This window comes from Caballeronia temeraria (genome assembly GCF_001544795.2).
Taxonomy (GTDB): Bacteria; Pseudomonadota; Gammaproteobacteria; order Burkholderiales; family Burkholderiaceae; genus Caballeronia; species Caballeronia temeraria.
In genome coordinates, this window is record NZ_FCOI02000007.1 from 249,626 (window position 1) to 269,527 (window position 19,902).

Genomic DNA, 19,902 nt, shown 5'->3' on the forward strand with positions numbered 1-19,902 from the left:
CCCCTAACGGCGGTGGGAGCGTAAGACGCGCCGCCGCCTAATGTGTCAGCACGGCTCAACATGTATTTCGAAAACCTCGAGAGAACATCATGAATACGCGTGACACCGTTCAGCCCGAGCTGGACGACATCGACTCTGAAAACGCACAGCGCGGTTTCATCGGAACCATTCCTGACGCGGAGATTCTCGACGCGCGCGGGCGCACCGTCTGGAGCCTGCGCGACTACGCGTTCCTCGACGAAGAAACACCCGCGCCCAGCGTGCATCCGAATCTGTGGCGGCAGGCGCGGCTGAACATGCATCACGGCCTGTTCAAGGTGACCGAGCGCATCTATCAGGTGCGCGGCTTCGATATCGCCAACGTGAGTTTCATCGAAGGCGATACGGGCGTGATCGTCATCGATCCGCTCACGGTTGCGGAGACCGCGCAGGCGGCGATTGCGCTGTATCGCAAGCATCGCGGCGACCGCCCCGTCTCCGCGATGATCTACACGCACAGTCATTCCGATCATTACGGCGGCGCACGCGGCGCACTCGACGAAGCCGATGCCCGCGCGCGCGGCGTGCCGATCATCGCGCCACGCGGCTTCATGTGGCATACGGTGTCGGAGAACGCCATAGCGGGCAATGCGATGATGCGTCGCGGCATGTTCCAGGCCGGCATCAGCCTGCCGAAACACGTGTGCGGCCAGGTCGATTGCGGCATCGGCAAAGGCGTGCCGATGGGCACCGGCACGCTGATCCCGCCGACCATGACGATCGAGCAGGAAGTGGAGACGCATGTCATCGACGGTGTGAAGATCATCTTCCATCTGGCGCTGGAAAGCGAAGCGCCGTCGGAAATGTTCATGCACTTTCCCGAGTTGCGGGCGTTGAACACGGCGGAGATCGGCGTGCAGACCATGCACAATCTCTGCCCCTTGCGCGGCGCCGAAGTGCGCGATGCGCGTCTGTGGTCGCGTTATCTCGACGAGGCGCTCGACCGGTATGCGCCCACCGCCGATGTCGTCTTCGCGCAGCACAACTGGCCGACGTGGGGCAACGAGCGCATCCGCACGTATCTGCGGCAACAGCGCGATCTCTACAAGCATCTGCACGATCAGACCGTTCGGCTGATGAATCACGGGATGACGGCCATCGAAGTGGCCGAGGTGATGAAGCTGCCGGACACGCTCGCCAGCACGTGGGCGAATCGCGGGTTCTATGGCGCGATCTCGCATAACGTGAAAGCTATCGTGCAGCGTTATCTCGGCTGGTACGACGGCAATCCTGCACATCTGCACACCTTGCCTCCGGAAACCGCCGGGCCGCGTTACGTCGACTATATGGGCGGCGCAGAGGCACTGCTCCATAAAGCCCGCGCCGATTTCGCGCGTGGCGAGTATCGCTGGGTCGCGGAGGTGACGAACCATCTGGTGTTCGCGGATCCGTCGAACAAGGACGCGCGCGCATTGTGCGCGGATGCACTCGAGCAGCTCGGCTTCGCGGCGGAATCGTCGACGTGGCGCAATGCGTATCTGCTCGGCGCGCAGGAGCTGCGACGCGGCGCGCCGAAGATCAAGCGCCGGCATGTGAGCCGCGATCTCGTTTCGGTGCTGCCGCTGGAGTTGCTGCTCGATTACTTCGCGATTCGTCTCGACTCGGAACAGGCGAAGGACGAACACATGCAGATCGAGTGGTCGAATCCGGAAACCGGCGAGCGCATCGCGATGCGTCTGGAGAATGCGACGCTCACGTATCTGCCCGGCGCGGTGCGCGGCAAAGCGACGGCGCATGTGTCGCTGGGACGCGTGGGGCTTGCGCGCCTGCAATCGGGCGACGACAAACTCGGCGATACGCTCGCGCTTCTCGTCGAACAGGGCGATGTGCAAGTGGAAGGTGATGTCGGAAGCGTCGTGCGTCTGCTCAATATGCTCGATGAGTTCGACCCGATGTTCAACGTCGTCGAGCCGTGATGCCGGCTTGAGCGTCTTGCCGAACCCCACGTTCTTGCGAACGTGGGGTTTTTGCTTTTCAACGACCGCGTTGGCGCCGCTCGCACCGCCTGTTCAAGCGCGCAAAACGAAAAAGCCCCGGCCGTGGCCGGGGCTTTAACTCGAGGTTCGCGACCGGCGCCCGTTCAGGCGACTCGGTTTTCCTCGGGCACGCCTGTCGGCGTCTGCACCGCCTGAGATGCAACCCGCCCCAGGATCATATCCGCCGCTTTCTCGCCGATCATGATCGCCGGTGCGTTCGTGTTCCCGCCGATGATCGTCGGCATGATCGATGCATCCACCACACGCAAGCCCTCGACGCCGCGCACGCGCAGTTGCGGATCGACGACCGCGCGTTCGTCGCGACCCATGCGGCATGTACCGACCGGATGAAACGCCGTATCCGCGCGCGCCGCGATGATCTTGCGGATGCGCTCGTCGTCGCTGCCATCGGCGCGCAGGTTCGGATCGCCGAATATACCGCCGTGACGCGCGAGCTGCGGCTGATCGAAGATGCGCTTCAGCATGCGCACGCCCGTAACGAGCGTGTCCATGTCGCGCGCATCGGAGAGCATGTTCAGATCGATGATCGGTGCATCGCGCGTATCCGCCGACTTCAGCCGCACTTCGCCGCGGCTATGCGGACGCAGCACGCACACGTGACACGAATAGCCCTGACCGTAGCGCATCGGTTTCGTGACGGCCGCGGTCATGAAATGCGCCTGCAGATCGGGCTCGTCGAGATCGGGGCGGCTCTTGAAGAAGCCGCCCGCCTCCACGATGTTGCTCGTCAGCACGCCAGCACGCTCGCGCTTGTAGCGCCGCCATGCCTTCAGCAGATGCCAGCCGCCGCGCACGGACGGGCCGATCAGTTCCGTCGAGTTCACCTTGAGCTGATAGAGCAATACATCGGCGTGCTCTTGCAGGTTACGGCGGACATCCGGCGATGCCACGATCACCGGCACACCGAGTTCGTTCAGATGCTCCGCCGGCCCGATGCCCGACGCCATCAGCAACTGCGGCGATCCGAATGCGCCGCTGCTCACGATCACTTCACGCCGCGCGCGAATGATCGACGTCTGCTCGCCGCGCCGCACTTCGACGCCGACCGCGCGCTTGCCATCGAACACGATGCGCACGGCTTGCGTCTCCGACAGCACATGCAAGTTCGGATAGCGGCTCAACTCACGCGTGTCGCCCTGATGCAGATACGCACGCGCCGCGTTCCAGCGCTCGCCGTTCTTCTGCGTCAACTGGAACAACCCGACGCCTTCCTGCGTGGCGCCGTTGAAATCCGCGTTGTACCGATACCCCGCCGCCTGCGCCGCTTCCACGAACCATCGCGAGAACTGGCTCGGCGAACGCGGATCGCTGACGGCGAGCGGACCGCGCCCGCCATGCAGCGCATCGTCCTGACCGGCCATGCGTTCGTTGCCTTCCGAGCGCTTGAAGTACGGCAGGACATCGCGCCAGGCCCAGCCATCGCAGCCGGCTTCGGCCCAACGGTCGTAATCGCGCGGCACGCCACGGATATAGATCATGCCGTTGATCGACGAACTGCCGCCTAGACCGCGCCCGCGCGGCTGCCGGCCGCGACGGTCCATCAACTGCGCCTGACGTTCCGTGCGATAGCCGTAGTTGTACGCGTTCTCCTTGCCCGACAGCAGCACGAGACCGAGAGGCGTCGTGATCTTCTTGCTGTGATCGTGCGTCCCGGCTTCGATGATCGCGACGCTGCAGCCGCCCGTCTGCGCGAGCCGTCCCGCGACCGCGCAGCCCGCCGATCCCGCGCCGACGACGACGTAATCGAAGTTGGTTTCCATGACGCGCCCTTACACCGGGTCCCAGCTGAAGACATCGCTCGACACTTCGACCGGCACGAACGACGGCGCCATCGCCGGACGCAGATGCGTCGCGAGCGTCTCGGGCGTCCAGCCTTCGGCGCGCTGCATCGCGCGGATCGGACGCGGCTGGCTCATCAGGAAAATCTCGTTGCGGCGCACGGTGAAGATCTGCGCGTTGACATCGGCGGCGGCGTCGCTGGCGAGGAACACGGCGAGCGGCGCGATATCGGCGGGCGACATCGAACGTGCTTTCGCAAGGCGTTCGGCCTGATCGGGCGTGTCCGGAATCGAGCCGGCCATGCGGCTCCACGCGAACGGCGAGATGCAGTTCGAGCGCACGTTGTAGCGCGCCATGTCGAGCGCGAGCGACTTCGACAAACCCGCGACGCCGAGCTTCGCCGCCGCATAGTTGGCCTGCCCGACATTGCCGATCAATCCCGACGTCGATGTCATATGCACGAAGCTGCCGCTCTTCTGCGCCTTGAAATGCGTCGCGGCGGCACGGCTGACGTTGAACGCGCCGTAAAGATGCACTTGCAGCACGGCATCGAATTCTTCGGGCGTCATCTGATGAAAGATGCGGTCGCGCAGAATGCCGGCGTTATTCACGACGCTGTCGATGCGCCCGAACGTTTCCATCGCCATATCGACGATACGGCTCGCGCTTTTCGCATCGGCCACGCTGTCGCGATTGACGGTTGCCTCGCCGCCTTCCGCGCGGATCATCGAAACAACTTCCTGCGCCGGATCTTCGGCGCTCTCGCCGCCGTTCACGCTGACGCCGACATCGTTGACGACGACCTTCGCGCCGTGGCGGCCCATCAGCAGCGCGATCTCGCGCCCGATGCCGCGTCCCGCGCCCGTCACGATCACGACCTTGCCGTCCATCATCTTTTCGCTCATTGCATTGTCTCCTTCATTTGTCCGGCGATGTTTCTAGCGAAACGCCGCCGTCTGGGTGATTTCGCGGCCCTGGATCAGCGCGAGAATGCCGTTCATGCCATCGGGCACCTGAAACACGCGCGCATCGCGCCACATCTGTTCGAGGCCGAGTTCTTCGCTGATGCCCATTGCGCCGTGAATCTGCATCGCCAGATGAATCGCGCGCTCGCAGGCCTGCGTCGCGTAGCGTTTGGCCATCGCGGACGTGCCGTTCGCGCGCAGACCATGATCGATGCAGTCGAGCGCGTAGTAGCACATGAGGCGCGAGGACACGATCGCCGTTTCGATATCGGCGAGATCCTGCTGCACGAGTTGATGACTCGCGAGCGGCTTGCCGAACTGCTGACGCGATGCCGCGTAGTCGCGCGCAAGCTCGAACGCCTTCTGCGCGAGATGCACGCACATCAGCCCGAGCAACGGACGGTTGCCGTTCCAGGCCATCGTGAGGGTTTTGGCGGCATCGCCTGCGTCGCCCATGATGTGGCTCGTGGGCACGCGCGTTCGCTCGAACACGAGTTCGCTCAAATGGCCCTGGCGCAAGCCGGTGATCGCGGTTTCGCGGATATCGATATCCACTTCACTGCGATCCACCAGCGCGCGCCGCGTCACCGGCTTGCCCTTTTCGTCGATGCCGATCACGCACGACACGTTGATCACATCCGCGATCGACGCATTGGTGATCCACATCTTCCGGCCCGTGAGATACGCATGCTCGCCTTCGAGCTCGAGCTTCGTGCGAATCGCGCCCGAATCCGATCCCGCGTTCGCCTCGGTGTTTGCGGTGCAGGCGATCTTGCGGCCCGCGATGAGATCGGGCAGATAGCGCTCGCGAATATGATCAGGACAACCAAGGTGAATGCGCAGAATCGTCCCTTCGTGCGACGCGAGCGACAGCGCCACCACCGGCGGCAATTGTTCGAGAATCAGGCCGTAGTCGAGCATGTTGAGCCCGCCGCCGCCCGCCTCTGCCGGCAGACGTGGCGCCGTGATACCCAGTTCCGCAAACTCCGCGAAAATCTCGAGCATCGCTTTCTTCGGCAACGGCTTGTCCGCCGGATGGCTGCGCAGGATCGGACCGATGCGCAGTTCCACCATGCGCTTCGCCGCCGATACCATCAGCGACTGCTCTTCCGTGAGCGTGAAATTCATGACTGTTCTCCTCTTACGCGCCGCGATAGACAGGCGAGCGCTTTTCCGCGAAGGCTTCGCGTCCTTCGATGCGATCGGCGCTGTCTCGCAGCAAGCCCCATTGAAGATTCGCCTGAGCGACGAAATCGCGGGGCGCGAGATGCGTCGTTTGCACGGCGAGTTGCTTCACGGCCTGCACCGCGAGCGGCCCGTTCGCCGCGATGCGCGAGGCGAGCGACATCGCGAGATCGAGCAGGCCTGCCTTCGGCGTGACGTCGCTGACAAGGCCGATGCGCAACGCCTCCGCCGCATCGATGCGCTCGCCGGTGAGCGCGAGCTTCATCGCGTGAGCGGCGGGAATCGCGCGCAACAGGTATTGCACGCCGCCGCATGCGGGCACGCTCGCGACCTTCACTTCGGGCAAGCCAAAGCTCGCGTTCTCCGATGCGATCCGCAGATCGCATTGCAGCGCCAGTTCCATCCCGCCGCCGAGGCAATAGCCGTTGATCGCGGCGATCATCGGTTTCCAGATGCCGAGATCGGAGAAGTCGAGCAGACGCGTGTAGCCGCCTTGCAGACTTTCCGCGTGACGGCTCTTGTATGCGCCGGAGACGAAGCTCTTCGACGATGGCATCGTCGCCTTCAGATTGGCGCCGGTGCAAAAGGCGCGCTCGCCCGTACCCGTGATGACGATGGCGCGCACGGCGTCATCGTCCTGACACGCGGCGAGATGTGCGCGCAGTTCCTGCAGTTCATCGACGGTCAATGCGTTGAGCGACGCGGGCGCATCGAGCGTGATCGTGGCGACGTGGTCTTGCAGCGTGAGATGGACGGTCATCGCGCGCTCCTCATACGCTCGGGCTGGACAGCGAGCGCCCGCCGCATACGTAGAGCGTCTGCCCCGTGATGTACGACGCCTCGCGGCTCGTGAACATCATGACGGCATGCGCGACGTCTTCCGGCCGGCCGATACGCTGCACCGGCACGGTCGCCTTCAGCTTGTCGCGCTGCTCGTCGGTATAGCTCGCCATCAACGGCGTCTCGACGATGCCCGGCGCGATCGCGTTCACGGTGATGCCGTTCTTCGCGAGTTCGATCGCGAGCGAACGCGTCAGACTCACGACGCCGCCCTTCGCCGCCGAATAGTTCGACTGTCCGAAGCCGCCGAGCCACGCGCGCGACGAGATATTGACGATGCGTCCATAACCCTGCTCGATCATCCCCGGCACGACGGCATGCGCGCACAGAAACTGCGACTTGAGGTTCACGTCGATGACGAAGTCCCAGTCCTCTTCGCTCATCTTCACGAAACGTTTGTCGCGCGTGATGCCCGCGTTATTGATGAGAATGTCGGGCGTCTTCCAGCGCTCCGTGATGTCGGCGACGGCGTCGCGTATGTCGTTCGACTTCGTCACGTCGACACGCATCGGCAGAAGGCGTTTCTGCGTGCGCGCCGCCTCGGAGTCGAGTGCGTCGAGTGCCGCGCCGTTGAGATCGAACACGGCGACCGCGTGCCCTTTGTCGAGCAGCGCCCGCGTGATGCCAAGGCCGATGCCCTGCGCGCCGCCGGTAACGATGGCGATTTGCTTGTCCATGATCTTCTGTCCTTTAGTGCCCCAGGATGTGCACGGCGGACGCCGCGTGATCCACGCCCGCGATACCGCCGCCCGTGCATTGCGTCATCGCGAGCGTCGCGTTTCTGATCTGCCGGTCGCCCGCGCGGCCTTCGAGTTGCCAGACGGCCTCGACCATTTGCGCGACGCCCGTCGCGCCGAGCGGATGCCCTTTCGCCAGCAGACCGCCGCTCGGATTCACCGGCACGCGGCCGCCGAGCGCGGTCGCGCCCGAGCGCAGCAACTCGTGCGCTTCGCCGCGTTCGCACAGCCCGAGCGCCTGGTAATAGACGAGTTCGGCGATGGTGAATGCATCGTGCAGTTCGACCATGTCGAGATCGTCCGGCGTGACATCCGCCTGCGCGTAAGCGAGCCGTGCCGCGCGCGCGGTGATTTCGGCGGCGAGGATGTCGTCGAGCCCGAGTTCCTGCTTGCCCGACTGCACGACCGACGCCAGCACGCGCACCGGCTTCGCGCGCCGATGCGGCTTCTTCGTGGTGAGCACGAGCGCCGCGGCGCCATCGACGGCAGACGGGCAGCATTGCAGCAGCGTCAGCGGATCGAACACCATGCGCGACGACATGACTTCATCGACGGTGGTTTCCTTTTTCGTCTGCGCATACGGATTGAGCGCGCCGTGACGGCGGTTCTTGACCGCGACTTCGGCCAGCACGTCCGGCTTCACGCCGAACTCGTGCAGATAGCGCGTGGCGCGCATCGCATAGACGGCCGGCAGCGTGAGACCGGCGCGGGCGTAAAGCTCCGTCATGTAGTCGTTGCGCTGCAGCGGCAACGCGCCGCCGCCCATCGTGGTCAACTGCTCCGCACCCAGCACGACGACGGTGTCGTAGCGGCCCGCTTCGAGCGCGTGACAGGCGAGATGCACGCCGGTCGCGCCGCTCGCGCAGGCGTTCTCGACGTTGTAGACGGCCGGGCCTGTCAGCCCGAGGTCGCGCAACAGCACCTGACCAAGCACCATGCCGCCGAACACGTTGGCCGCATAGAAAGCCTGCACGGCTTGCGATTCGATGCCCGCATCCGCGATGGCATCCTCGACCGCGCATTGCGCCAGATCCTGCATGCCGCCGTCGTGGCGGCCGAAGGGCGTCATCGCGACGCCGGCAATATAAATGGGCTGCTTCATGACTGCGCGGGCTCCTGCAATTCGAATCCGAAAATTTCGCCGCTGGCGGTATCGAAGAGGCGCGTCTGAAGCTTCTCGCCGATGACAGGACGACGGCCCTCCGGACACGCCAGCCGCCCGAAGACGCGCACGCCTTCGGGATAATCCGCGAAGCAGAGTGTTGTCGGCGGCAGGCCGAGTTTCGGGCTGGCGTGCATCACCGTGAAGCTGTAGAGCACGGGCGTGCCAGTCAGTGCGATCAGCTTTGCACGGGCGGCCATCCGCGATTTGGGCGGCAAGGGCGGAAACAGGAGTGCATCGTCATCGATGCGCTGATGGGCCAGCAGCACGGGACGCCCGTCCTGCATGCACCACGGTTGTTTCGAATAATCATCAGGAATGCTCATTGTCCCCTCTTCTTTCATACGCGCTCGAACACCGCCGCCAGCCCCTGGCCGCCGCCGATGCACATCGTTTCCAAACCGTAGCGCGCGCCGCGACGCGCCATTTCGTGCAGCATCGACGTCATGATGCGCACGCCCGTTGCGCCGATCGGATGCCCGAGCGAGATGCCCGATCCGTTGACGTTCACGCGCGAATCGCCTTCGAGCTTCCACGCGCGCAGGCAGCTCAGGACCTGCACGGCGAACGCCTCGTTGATTTCGAGCAGATCCATGTCCTTCAGCGTCAAACCGATGCGCGGCAGCAGCTTCGCCACCGCCGGCACCGGGCCGATGCCCATGCGCAGCGGATCGCAGCCCGACGCCGCCCAGCCGACGAAACGGCCCATCGGTTGCGCACCGTGCTTCGCGAGCCAGGCTTCCGATACGACGAGACACGCGGATGCCGCATCGTTCTGTTGACACGCATTGCCTGCCGTCACCGTGCCGTTTTTCAGCAGCGCGGGCAGCTTCGCCATGACATCGAGACTCGCGTCCTCGCGGATGCCTTCATCGCGCGAAAAGAGCTTCGTTTCGCCCTTCTTGTGCGGCACGGGAACGGAGACGACTTCCGCGTCGAAACGGCCTTCTTTCCAGGCCTGCGCCGCGAGTTGATGACTGCGCGCGGCGTAGCGGTCGCTTGGCTCGCGGCCAATGTCGTAATCGCGCGCGAGGTTTTCCGCGGTTTCGGCGGCGCCGCCGGCCATGACGCCATAGCGGCTGACGGGCTGCGAATTCACGCGACCGCGATCGAGACGGTCGTGAAACGCGACATCGCCCATGCGCGCGCCCCAGCGCATCTTGGTGCTGTAGTACTCGATATTGCTCATGCTTTCGACGCCCGCCACGACCACGCAGTCGGCGGCGTGGGTCTGCACTTGCAGCGCGGCATCGATGACGGCCTGCAGGCCCGAGCCGCAGCGGCGGTCGACCGCATAGCCCGACACATGCTCGGGCAGTCCCGCGAGCGACGCCGCATATCGTCCGATGCAAGGCGCCTCGCTCGACTGATACGACTGCGCGACGATGACTTCATCGACGGAATCGTGCGGCGCCTGGGAGCGTTCGAGCACGGCGCGGATGACGTGCGCGGCGAGATCGGCGGCGGCAAGCGGCGCGAGCGAGCCACCGAATTTGCCGACGGGCGTGCGAAGCGGAGAAACGATATAGGCGTGTCCCATGACTGGTCCGGTTCCTTGAATTCGTTCGCGTGATGAGAACGAGTAGACCAGCCGCGCGCGCGCGTCAGCCCACCGATGTTGGGGGGGAAGGCTTCCGGGACGGCGGCGCGAGAATGGATCACGCCTTTACCCACCTGGACGAGGATCGGACATGCACAGGAAAACCTTCTCGCTGCGCGAAGCCACGTTGACCATCGACGATGGCGTCGCCGAATTCACGCATCAGCGGCCGCAAGCGCGCAATGCGTTGTCGCTGAATCTGCGCGCGGATTATCTGGAGATGCTGGATTGCGTCGAGGGAAACCGCGACGTGCGCGTGTTGATCGTGACCGGAGCGGGCGGCAGCTTTTGCGCGGGGGGCGACCTGAAATCGCTGAAGGAGCTGCGCGCCGAGGATGGTTCGCCCGATGCCATGCGCCGCCGCATCATCGACGGCCACACGTGGATGCTGCGGCTGCGCAATCTGGAGATGCCGGTGATTGCCGCCGTCGACGGCCCGGCGGTCGGCGCGGGCTTTTCCATCGCGCTGGCGGCGGATTTCGTGCTGGCGTCGTCGCGGGCGTTCTTCTGCATGTCGTTCGCGAAGGTCGGCCTCGTGCCCGATCTCGGCGCGGCATATTTCCTGCCGCGCATGATCGGACTGAGCGCCGCGAAGGAGCTGGCGATGACCGCGCGTCGCGTCGATGCGCACGAAGCGAAGCAACTGGGTATCGTGCATGCGATCCACTCGCCCGAGACCCTTGCCGAAGATGCACGCGCGTTCGCGCGGCGCTTCCTTCCCGCGCCGCGCGAAGCGACCGGGCTCACCAAGCGCATGATGGATCAGAGCTTCGAAACGCCTTACGCCGCGCTTGCCGACATGGAGAGCGCGGCACAGGCGCTGGCATCGACCACGGCCTATCACACGAACGCGGTCAATGCGTTTCTCGACGGGCGCGGCGCGGCGTTCGACTGGGAACGAAGCCGCTGAAGTCCGCGCTCAGTGCGCGGCCAGATCGCGCATGCGCTCGACCGCTTCATCGCGCCCGCTGACGCCGAGCTTGCCGTAGATATTGGTGAGATGCCACTTCACCGTCTCCGGCGACAGACCCAGCGCCCGCGCGATCTTCTTGGTCGAGAGCGCTTCGGCGAGCAGCTTCATCACGTCGAGCTCGCGTTCGGACAACGCTCGCATGCCGTCGGCCGGACGCGGCTTCGTCCGTCCCCGCGACGCGAGCTCATCTGCCACGCGCGGCGCCGCCGCCTGCAGGCGTTCGATGTAGAACGCGAGCACCGAATCGAACGGCGCCTGACGCGCGAACTCGGCGATCAGATCGAGCGCGCCGGCATCGGCATCGAGCAGGCTGCGCAACAGGCCCATGCGATGCCCCATCGACAGCGCCGTCACCATGTTCGTTCGTGCCTGCGCCGCGCGCCCCAGCTTCATGTCGACGACGGCGCGCTGCAGCCGCAAGGGCGCAACGTGGCCCTGACGGCCGTGAGCCTCGCAATAGTCGATGAGCGCGTCGAGTTGCAGCGCCGCCTGTTCGAGATCGCCGGTCGCCATCTGATGACGGATCGCGGCCGCGCGCGCCGCATAACGCAAGCCGTCGAAACTGCGCGCATCGCGCTCGGGCGTCGCGGCGACGAGCGCCTGCAACCGCGCGAGGCAGCCTGACGCGACGTCGTATTCGTTGTTCGACAGACGGCGAAACACCTGCGCCGCCAGGCTGATGCCGACGAGCCGCGAGAGGCCCGTCGCCGTGCCGTGATCTTCCAGCCGCTCCAGCCAGGCGAACGAATCGAGCCGATGCCCCGCCACCCAGCGCGCGCCCGACAGCACCAGCATGCCGCGCAGCACGACGTCGGCAACGGCGACGCGCTCGAAGACGTCCGCGCGCCGTTCGAGCAACTCGCGGGCGGCTTCGGTCTGATTCTGTTCGTAGAGCACCTCGCCGAGCAGCACGGCGGCGACACACGCCGACTGATTCGCCGCGCGTCCGTGCCGCTCCGCCTCGCGCAGCACCGCGCGATAGGTCCGCTCGGCCTGAATCATCTGCCCTTCGAGCGCGTGCGAAAGGCCGACGAAGCATCGGCCCATCAACACGCCTGCGCCGGTGCCGATCAACGGCGCCGCTTCGGCATCGCGCGGATGGGCATGGTCGTCCTGAATGTCGCGCGCCGCCTGGAACTCGCCGCGCTGCATGTAGATCCACGACAGCACGTTGTTGCGTCCCGCCAATGTCACGGCATCGGCGGACGGCGGCGGGTCCAGCAGCTTCGGCAGCAAGGACATGGCGAGATTGGCGTCGTCGCGCTGAATAGCGAGCGCGCCGCGCAGCACCAGCACCGTGAAGCGCTCGGCGGCGCGTTGCGGCGGCAGATCGGCGTCGAGGGCATCGAGGCCGGCGGCGCATGCATCGGGTTCCATATGAAACAACTGCTGGCGCGCCATCCAGATGCGCAGGTTCAGGCTCGATTGCACTTGCGCCTGCGGCAACTGCCGCACGAGCGCGGCGAGCGTGCGCATCTGCCCGCCGAGAAACAGCGTCTGCGCGCACTGTTCGATGAGGGCCGCCGCCAGCGCCGGCTCGCCCGCCTTGAGCGCATGATGAACCGCTTCGCCGAGATAGCCGTGTTCGAGAAACCATTGCCGCGCGCACGCGTGCACTTCGCGGCGCGTGCCGTCGCTCCAGCTTTCGAAGCGCTCGAGCAGCGTCTGCCTCAGGAGCGGATGCAGCCGATACCACGTCTCCTGCCCGCTCTGATTCAGCGGCGTGATAAAGAGGTTGTCGCCCTCCAGCCGTGCCAGCCGATTCACCATGCCGCCGCGCTCGGGCACGTCGCGCACGAACAGCGCCGCGCACAGCGATGCGCAAAAACGGTCGCACGCCGCCGCACGGGTCAGCAGGTCGAGCTCGGCGGGCGCCAGTTTCGACAGCACCTCGCGCTCGAAGTACACGGCGAACGTTCCGGCGTCGCGCACGTGCTCCTGAATGGCCAGATCGATTGCGCCCGAGGTCGTCGCGCGGCGCTTTTTCTTGAGGCTCAGGGAGAACAGTTGCAGGCCGGAGACCCAGCCATCGGTCAGATCGTTCAGACGGCGTGCGCTGGCGGCATCCACTTCGCCGAGCTGGGTCTTCAGAAAACTTTCCGCTTCCTCGGGCGACAGGCGCAGATCGGCATGACTCAATTCCAGCGTCTGGTCCTGCGCCCGCAGACGGTCCATCGACAGCGGAATCGGCCCGCGCGATGCAAACGCCAGATGCAGATTCGCGGGCGCATAGTCAAGCAGCCACTGCAGCGCCTCGAGGATGCGCGGATCGGTCAGATGATGCGCATCGTCGAACGCAATGACCAGTTCGCGCCGATGCTGCACGATGCCGCGCACCAGCGCGATCACGGCACGCTCGAGCCCGTCCTGATTGTTGCCGAAGCCCTGCATCAACATGGCTTCACGCGAGATGGCCGGATTGACGCGGCCCACGCTCGTCAGCAGATAGTCGAGCCAGACGCCCGGATCGTTGTCCGATGCATCCAGCGAAAACCACGCGACGTCGTAGCCGAACGGCACCAGCGCGCGGCACCACGCCGCGAGCGACGTCGTCTTGCCATACCCCGCCGGGCTTTGCAGCACGAAGCAGCAACGCCTGCGCTCGGCGGTCATGCGCGACAACAGACGTTCACGCGGCGCGATGCGCCGGTTGCTGCATGGCACGACCCATTTGCTGCTGACAAGCGGCTTTAGCTCGGCCGCATTCAAACCATCGAGAAACTTCTCCGGACTGACTGACATCTGTTGCTTCGCCCCCTTCCTCGCCTGCGCGGTGCATCCACAGTGCATACGCTATCGCACCGCAACCGGACATGGCTATAGAGGTTGTCACGGGCTAGCGACGAGGTGTTCTCCGTTGCACCTGCGTACGTTACGTCATCCTTTTTTTTGGGATGACGATGCATCGCCATAATCCAGACCGCTCGCGCGCAGCCTTTGCACGTGCGCTGCATCGAAGCCCCAGTCGGACAGCGCATCGAGCCCGCCTTCGCCGCGCGCGGGCGCGGGCGCGCCGATGTCCGATGGCGTCGCGGAAAAGCGCGGCGCCGGTGCGGGCACGATGGCGCCAGCGTGCTCGACGAAGCTGCATCGCTCGATGTGATGCGGATGCCACGGCGCCTCCGAGAAGCGCAACACGGGCGCGACGCAGGCATCGGAATCCGCGAAAATTGCGCACCATTCGGCGCGCGTGCGCGTCGAGAAGACCTCGGCGAAGCGTTCGCGAAGCATCGGCCAGCCGGTACGGTCGTGTTGCTTCGGCAGGCCGGCATGCGCGAGGCCGAGTTTGTCGAGCAGTGCGGCATAGAAGCGCGCCTCGACCGCGCCGACCGCCATGTACTCGCCATCTTTCGTGCGATAGCTGTCGTACCACGGCGCGCCGCCATCGATCAGATTGCTTTCGCGCGACTCGCGCCAGTTGCCCGCCGCCACTTGCCCCCAAAAGACGGAGCCGAGTTGCGCGGCGCCTTCGGTCATGGCGGCATCGACGACCTGGCCCGCGCCGCCGCGCGCGACGTGATGCAGCGCCGCAACGACGCCCAGCGCGAGCAGCATGCCGCCCCCGCCGTAGTCGCCGACGAGGTTGAGCGGCGGCACCGGCGCCTCATCCTTTCGGCCGATGCCGGACAGCACGCCCGACAGCGCGATGTAGTTCAGATCGTGCCCCGCGCGTTGCGCCAGCGGGCCGGTTTGCCCCCAGCCGGTCATGCGGCCGTAGACGAGCTTCGGATTGCGTTTCAGTGCGATGTCGGGACCGAGCCCGAGCCGCTCCATCGTGCCGGGACGAAAGCCTTCGATGACCACATCCGCGCGCGACATCAGATCGAGCGCGGCCCCGGCAGCGTGGGGCTGTTTGAGATCGAGCGTGACCGAGCGGCGGCCCCGCCCGGTCAGATCGAAACGTGGGCCCGGACTTTTCGGACCGAGATCGTCGGCGGCCTCCGGACGGTCGATGCGCAAGACGTCCGCGCCCATGTCCGCCAGCAGCATCGTTCCGAACGGCGCCGGGCCGATCGCCTCGAATTCCAGCACGCGAATGCCGCTCAAAACGCCCATCGCCTCGTCTCCCGGACCCATAGCCGGCAATCAGGGTAGCGGAGGAGGCCGGCCTCAGTCCCCCCCGCGAACGGTGGGCGCAGCGGTCGAACGGATCGCGCGGCATCGGCGGACATATCCACAGTTTCAGTGGACAAGCGTGTAGATAACTCGCGGGCCGTGCGTCTATCCCGTTGAAGCGACACGCGTTTCCCGGCACGTCGAGCAAACGCGCGCGCCGATAAACCGTATATACTGTTTTCTTCGCACACGACAGGAGAGAACGGATGAGCACACCGCAAGTCAAGGCGCCGACCAAGAAGGCGTTCCATTTCCCCAAGGGCGCGACGGAAGCGGCATCTGCGCCGGCGAAGCCCGACGGCAAGACCAGCAAGAAGGCACAGCCGAAGGCCGCCGCGACGCCGGAAACGAAGGCGAAAGCGCCGGCTACGACCGCGAAGGCCACGAAGACCGCAAAGAAGCCGGCCGAAAAAACGCCCGTCGCGAAGAAAACCGCGAAAGCGCCCGCATCCGAGACCGTCGCGGCGAAGAAGACTGTCGCAAGTCAGCCGAAAGCCGACGCGAAAGCCAAGCGCGTGAAGAAAGAGAAAGTCGTGCGCGACAGCTTCACGATGCCCAAGTCGGACTACGCGAAGATCGCGACGCTCAAGGAAAAATGCCAGAAGAACGGCGTGCGCGTGAAGAAGAGCGAACTGCTGCGCGCCGCGCTCGCCATGCTCGACGCCGCGCCCGAAAAGCGCCTCGTCGAAGCGATCAAGGCGCTCGAAACGGTCAAGACCGGCCGCCCGGCGAACGACTGACAGTCACGCGTTCAGAAGAGATTTCTGAAGACCCAGTAGAGCCCGGCGGCGAGCGCGATCGACGCCGGCAGCGTCAGCACCCACGCGAGCACGAGACTGCGCACGGTGTTCCATTGCAGCCCCGAGCCGTTGGCGGCCATCGTCCCGGCGACGCCCGAAGACAGCACGTGCGTCGTCGAGACGGGCAAGCCGTAGGCATCGGCCGCGCCGATGGTCAGCATCGCGACCAGTTCGGCCGATGCGCCCTGCCCGTACGTCAGATGCTGCTTGCCGATCTTCTCGCCGACGGTCACGACGATGCGCTTCCAGCCGACCATCGTGCCGAGCCCGAGCGCGATCGCCACCGCGACCTTCACCCACGTCGGGATGAACTTCGTCGCGTGATCGAGCTGCTTCTTGTAGGCATCGATGACGCCGCGGTCGGCGGGCGCGAACGCGGGCGTGTTCGCCTTTTCAATCAGGCGGATCGCTTCGGACGCAAGGTACATGTTGTTGCGCACGTTATCGACGAGATCCTGCGGCACCGCCGCGAGCGAACCCGACGCGCCGACCTGTTGCGCGATGAGATCGGTCAGTTGCTTCAGCGCGGGCACGGTCGCCGGCGAAAGCTGGCGCGTGCGCACGTAGGATTGGACGTCCTCACGCGCATCGGTGGAAGGCGGCGCGCCGTTGAGATATTTCGCGAAAGTCGCCGATGCCTCGTGCGCGATGGCGATGAAGCTCTGCGTTTCGGCAGGACTCACCGCCTTGTTGAGCGCATAGGCCGTGGGCACCGTGCCGATCAGGATCAGCATGATGAGGCCCATGCCTTTTTGCCCGTCGTTCGAACCGTGCGCGAACGAGACGCCCGTGCAGGTCAGAATCAGCAGCGCGCGAATCCAGAACGGCGGCGGATGATTTTTCTTCGGCTCCTTGTAGAGCGCCGGCACGCGCACGAGCGCCTTCAGCAGCAGCAGCAAAAGCCCGGCGCAGATAAAGCCGACGATCGGCGAAAACAGCAGCGACTTGCCGACGCCCGCCGCTTGCGACCAGTCGACGCCGCTCGTGCCGTTCGGTCCACGCAATAACTGGTTCATGAGACCCACGCCGATGATCGAGCCGATCAGCGTATGCGAGCTCGACGACGGCAAGCCGAAATACCACGTCGCGAGATTCCAGATGATCGCGGCGATGAGCAGCGCGAAGACCATCGCGAAACCCGCGCTGCTGCCGACCTGCAGAATCAGCTCGACGGGCAGCAGTTGCAGGATGCCGAACGCGACCGCGCCGCTCGACACGAGCACGCCGATGAAATTCCACGTGCCGGACCAGACCACCGCGAGATTCGGCGTCAGCGAATGCGTATAGATGACGGTCGCGACTGCGTTCGCGGTGTCGTGAAAACCGTTGACGAATTCGAAGCCGAGCGCAATCAGAAGCGCGACGCCGAGCAGGAAATAAGGAAGTGCGGAACTCAGCCGGACGGATTCGAGATCGGTCGCCAGATGTAATCCGACATAACCGATACCGCCGATGAGGATGAGCGCGAATACGAGGAGACTGGTGCGGCGCGTGCGTTCGCTGACGCCGCTCTGCTGAGGAAATGCGATATCCGGCATGCTCGCCCCGCGCGTTTACCGTAGCGGAGCAAAGCATACGATCCGTCGACGTTTCCGACCGTGAAATTTTTGTGTCAACAGTTCAAGTAAAACTTTCACGTCGCGCGACTTCGAAGGGTGTCGTGGACGCGAAAACGATTTCATCGAGTAATCCGCCCGCTGTCACACCGATGACACTTTGCATGTCTATGTTTCCGGCCAGCCCGCTTGCCGGAACGCCGGCGCGGGCCATCGGCGCGCATAAGACAATGCAATAGAAAGAAGCGCCGTGCGATCCAGGTGCATACCGAGACGATGACACTGAACTTCGACCCCGCGCTTGTCCGCAGGAGCCTGAGCAGCACGCTCGGCCCGCATTCCGATGCGACGCGCTCGCGCGTTTCCGATCCGTACGCGCTTCGCGATCAACCTGTCGCCGATGCTTTCGTCATGCTGACTGCGCCGCTCGCGAGCGAAGCCTTCCAGCAAACTGAATGGATGGCCGAGCGCGCCGATGTCGAACTGCTCGACCGGTTGCGCTCGGCGCTTCGGCAACTGCGGGCGCTGTGGTGGGCTTTCGAGCCGCTGCTCGACGAGAAGGAAGCGCGCATCGTACGCAAGCGCTTCAAACGGCTCGCGGACATCGCGGGCGAAGCGCATGAGCTGGATGCCGCGTGCGAGCTGCTGTCTCACGCCGACGCGCATCCTGGCCGCCTCGAACCCGTCGTGCGCACGCTGCGGCAGGAACGGCGCGCGGCCTCGGCGACGAGCTGCGTGGCGCTGCGCAAGGCACATGTCGATGTGTTGCTGCGCCGCGCCCTCGCGGATGCACGACGGCGTCTCGAGGCGCGCGGCGAAGATCGCACGCTGGAAGCGTTCGCGCGCCAGCGCGTCTCGCTCGCCGATGACCTGCTCAGCCGGCGCGAACAACGCGCGGCCAACATGAAGCGCGTCGATGCAAAGACGCTGCACAGCATCGAGGAGGCGGCGGCGAAACTGCAATGCCTGATGGAGCTGTTCGCGCCACTGCTCGAGCGCGGACAGCGGCACACGATGGCGCATCTCGTCGCGGCGCAGTCCGCACTCGTGCGCCTTCATGACGTGTTCGCGAGCGAAGCCGTCTTGCGGCGCGTCGCGGCGGGGCTGAACGACAAGACTGCCGTCGATGAAGCCGTGCGCTGGCTCAACAAGGCGGCCCGCGACGAAGCGCGCGTGGCGGCGAAGCGTCTGCGCTCGCTGCCTCATCCCGTCTGACGCGACGCCGCACCCCTCCTTTCGCCCATCTCCGCGCGCGGCGCCGCTCCCTGCGTCATCCGGGTTTCGCGGTTGCGGGCGGATCGGCATCCTGAATGCATGGCAGTCGCCCGTCACGCGAGTCACACATGGCGACGCCTTCCGTCATCGATACGCGCAAAGGGGATGGCCATGTACTTCGGAACACTCGTCACGCGGGCGCGCGACGATCAGGAGGATGCGACCTGGCGGCGCGACATGAATGCGGCGCGCGTCGCCGGACCTGGCCGCTGGCATGCTTTCTGGCGTGCGCTCGGGCGACTCTTCGCGTGAGCGGCGGGGGCCGAACGTAAAGGATCGTCGCGGGTCGAGGTAATCGGATTTTTCCGAACGTTTTTTGCTGCTGAAGCCGCTTAAATGCACGCCTTCGGTTCTTAAAAGCGGCTTCGCGGTTGACCGAACTGCACATTTCCGTCGATGGGCTGGTCAGGCCACGCTCTCGCCATCCGTGCAGTCCGGCCGATGTTCGATGAAAGCCATCCGTTCAAACCTGACCATCACAACCATGCGAACAGAAAGCATACTGCTGGTGCCGGTCGCCGTTGCGCTTCTGGCGGCGGCTGCGCCGGCAAGCGCGAAATACACCGAAACCTGGGTCGCGAGCACAGAGCCCGCCCGCACTCAGTCGAACTCCGCTGCATCGCCGCAAGTCGGCAAAGCGCGGCACAAGGCGCCGGTTCGGACTGCGGCCGACACCCCGGACGACGATCCTATCGCGGCATTTGCCCGCAAACCGGTGCGTCGCTGAGGCGTTCGCCGGTACGAAGTCATCGGTCGCGGAACGCGATTTATCCGATTCCTTTCCTGCCGGCATCGACTATCCTTCTAATGTCGTAAGAGATGGGTGCATGGGCCGCTGCGCCCTGCCATGTGCGAGAGTTCTTCGAGCATTATTAGAG

At 65.1% G+C, this 19,902-nt stretch carries 17 protein-coding genes; 6 read left to right on the forward strand and 11 right to left on the reverse strand.

Going from position 1 to position 19,902, the window contains the following annotated elements; all coding sequences use genetic code 11:
• Positions 1-89: 89 nt before the first annotated feature.
• On the forward strand, positions 90-1,955 hold the full coding sequence (locus tag AWB76_RS13550) for an alkyl/aryl-sulfatase (protein WP_061160618.1): 1,866 nt from the start codon (positions 90-92) through the stop codon (positions 1,953-1,955).
• Positions 1,956-2,119: 164 nt separating this feature from the next.
• On the opposite strand, the gene AWB76_RS13555 is transcribed toward AWB76_RS13550, so the two are convergent.
• From AWB76_RS13555 to AWB76_RS13590, 8 genes are read right to left on the reverse strand one after another with little or no spacing between them, the layout of a single operon-like run.
• The gene (locus AWB76_RS13555; RefSeq protein ID WP_061160619.1) at positions 2,120-3,796 is read right to left on the reverse strand and encodes a GMC family oxidoreductase; all 1,677 of its coding nucleotides are present in this window, start codon (positions 3,794-3,796) and stop codon (positions 2,120-2,122) included.
• Positions 3,797-3,805: 9 nt separating this feature from the next.
• A complete protein-coding gene (locus AWB76_RS13560) occupies positions 3,806-4,720 on the reverse strand; it encodes an SDR family NAD(P)-dependent oxidoreductase (protein WP_061160620.1) in 915 nt (304 codons plus the stop codon).
• 33 nt (positions 4,721-4,753) lie between these two features.
• Positions 4,754-5,908 carry an acyl-CoA dehydrogenase family protein gene (locus AWB76_RS13565; protein WP_061160621.1) on the reverse strand — a complete coding sequence of 385 codons (1,155 nt, stop codon included), beginning with the start codon at positions 5,906-5,908 and terminating at the stop codon, positions 4,754-4,756.
• A gap of 13 nt (positions 5,909-5,921) precedes the next feature.
• On the reverse strand, positions 5,922-6,725 hold the full coding sequence (locus AWB76_RS13570) for an enoyl-CoA hydratase/isomerase family protein (RefSeq protein WP_061160622.1): 804 nt from the start codon (positions 6,723-6,725) through the stop codon (positions 5,922-5,924).
• Positions 6,726-6,735: 10 nt separating this feature from the next.
• Entirely contained in the window at positions 6,736-7,482 is a 747-nt protein-coding gene (locus AWB76_RS13575; protein WP_061160623.1) for an SDR family oxidoreductase, read from the reverse strand.
• Positions 7,483-7,495: 13 nt separating this feature from the next.
• Positions 7,496-8,644, reverse strand: coding sequence for a thiolase family protein (locus tag AWB76_RS13580; RefSeq protein ID WP_061160624.1), 1,149 nt, complete (start codon positions 8,642-8,644; stop codon positions 7,496-7,498).
• Entirely contained in the window at positions 8,641-9,030 is a 390-nt protein-coding gene (locus AWB76_RS13585; RefSeq protein WP_208606565.1) for a PhlB family protein, read from the reverse strand. The genes AWB76_RS13580 and AWB76_RS13585 overlap by 4 nt, the downstream gene beginning before the upstream one ends.
• A 14-nt stretch (positions 9,031-9,044) precedes the next feature.
• Positions 9,045-10,244, reverse strand: coding sequence for an acetyl-CoA C-acetyltransferase (locus AWB76_RS13590; protein ID WP_061160626.1), 1,200 nt, complete (start codon positions 10,242-10,244; stop codon positions 9,045-9,047).
• Positions 10,245-10,395: 151 nt separating this feature from the next.
• Between AWB76_RS13590 and AWB76_RS13595 the strand changes: the two genes are divergently transcribed.
• Positions 10,396-11,214 (forward strand): enoyl-CoA hydratase/isomerase family protein, encoded by an 819-nt coding sequence (locus AWB76_RS13595; protein WP_061160627.1) that lies wholly within the window; start codon positions 10,396-10,398, stop codon positions 11,212-11,214.
• A 9-nt stretch (positions 11,215-11,223) separates the two neighbouring features.
• Here the strand turns inward: AWB76_RS13595 and AWB76_RS13600 are convergent, their stop codons facing one another.
• Positions 11,224-14,019 carry a winged helix-turn-helix domain-containing protein gene (locus tag AWB76_RS13600; protein ID WP_063936343.1) on the reverse strand — a complete coding sequence of 932 codons (2,796 nt, stop codon included), beginning with the start codon at positions 14,017-14,019 and terminating at the stop codon, positions 11,224-11,226.
• Positions 14,020-14,154: 135 nt separating this feature from the next.
• A complete protein-coding gene (locus AWB76_RS13605) occupies positions 14,155-15,333 on the reverse strand; it encodes a CaiB/BaiF CoA transferase family protein (protein ID WP_061160628.1) in 1,179 nt (392 codons plus the stop codon).
• Positions 15,334-15,599: 266 nt separating this feature from the next.
• Here AWB76_RS13605 and AWB76_RS13610 point away from each other — a divergent pair, with 266 nt between their 5' ends.
• The gene (locus AWB76_RS13610) at positions 15,600-16,133 is read left to right on the forward strand and encodes a hypothetical protein (protein WP_061160629.1); all 534 of its coding nucleotides are present in this window, start codon (positions 15,600-15,602) and stop codon (positions 16,131-16,133) included.
• 11 nt (positions 16,134-16,144) lie between these two features.
• Here AWB76_RS13610 and AWB76_RS13615 read toward each other — a convergent pair whose 3' ends face one another.
• Positions 16,145-17,731, reverse strand: a complete 1,587-nt coding sequence (locus AWB76_RS13615) for an inorganic phosphate transporter (protein WP_061160630.1) — start codon at positions 17,729-17,731, stop codon at positions 16,145-16,147.
• 294 nt (positions 17,732-18,025) lie between these two features.
• On the opposite strand from AWB76_RS13615, the gene AWB76_RS13620 reads away from it, so the two are divergent.
• The 3 genes from AWB76_RS13620 (at position 18,026) to AWB76_RS40885 (ending at position 19,751) form a co-directional block, all read left to right on the forward strand.
• A complete protein-coding gene (locus AWB76_RS13620; protein ID WP_244173339.1) occupies positions 18,026-18,964 on the forward strand; it encodes a CHAD domain-containing protein in 939 nt (312 codons plus the stop codon).
• A 171-nt stretch (positions 18,965-19,135) separates the two neighbouring features.
• Positions 19,136-19,276, forward strand: a complete 141-nt coding sequence (locus tag AWB76_RS40880; protein WP_157696119.1) for a hypothetical protein — start codon at positions 19,136-19,138, stop codon at positions 19,274-19,276.
• 196 nt (positions 19,277-19,472) lie between these two features.
• Complete coding sequence (locus AWB76_RS40885) at positions 19,473-19,751, forward strand: hypothetical protein (protein WP_157696120.1); 279 nt, start codon at positions 19,473-19,475, stop codon at positions 19,749-19,751.
• The last annotated feature ends 151 nt before the right edge of the window (positions 19,752-19,902 follow it).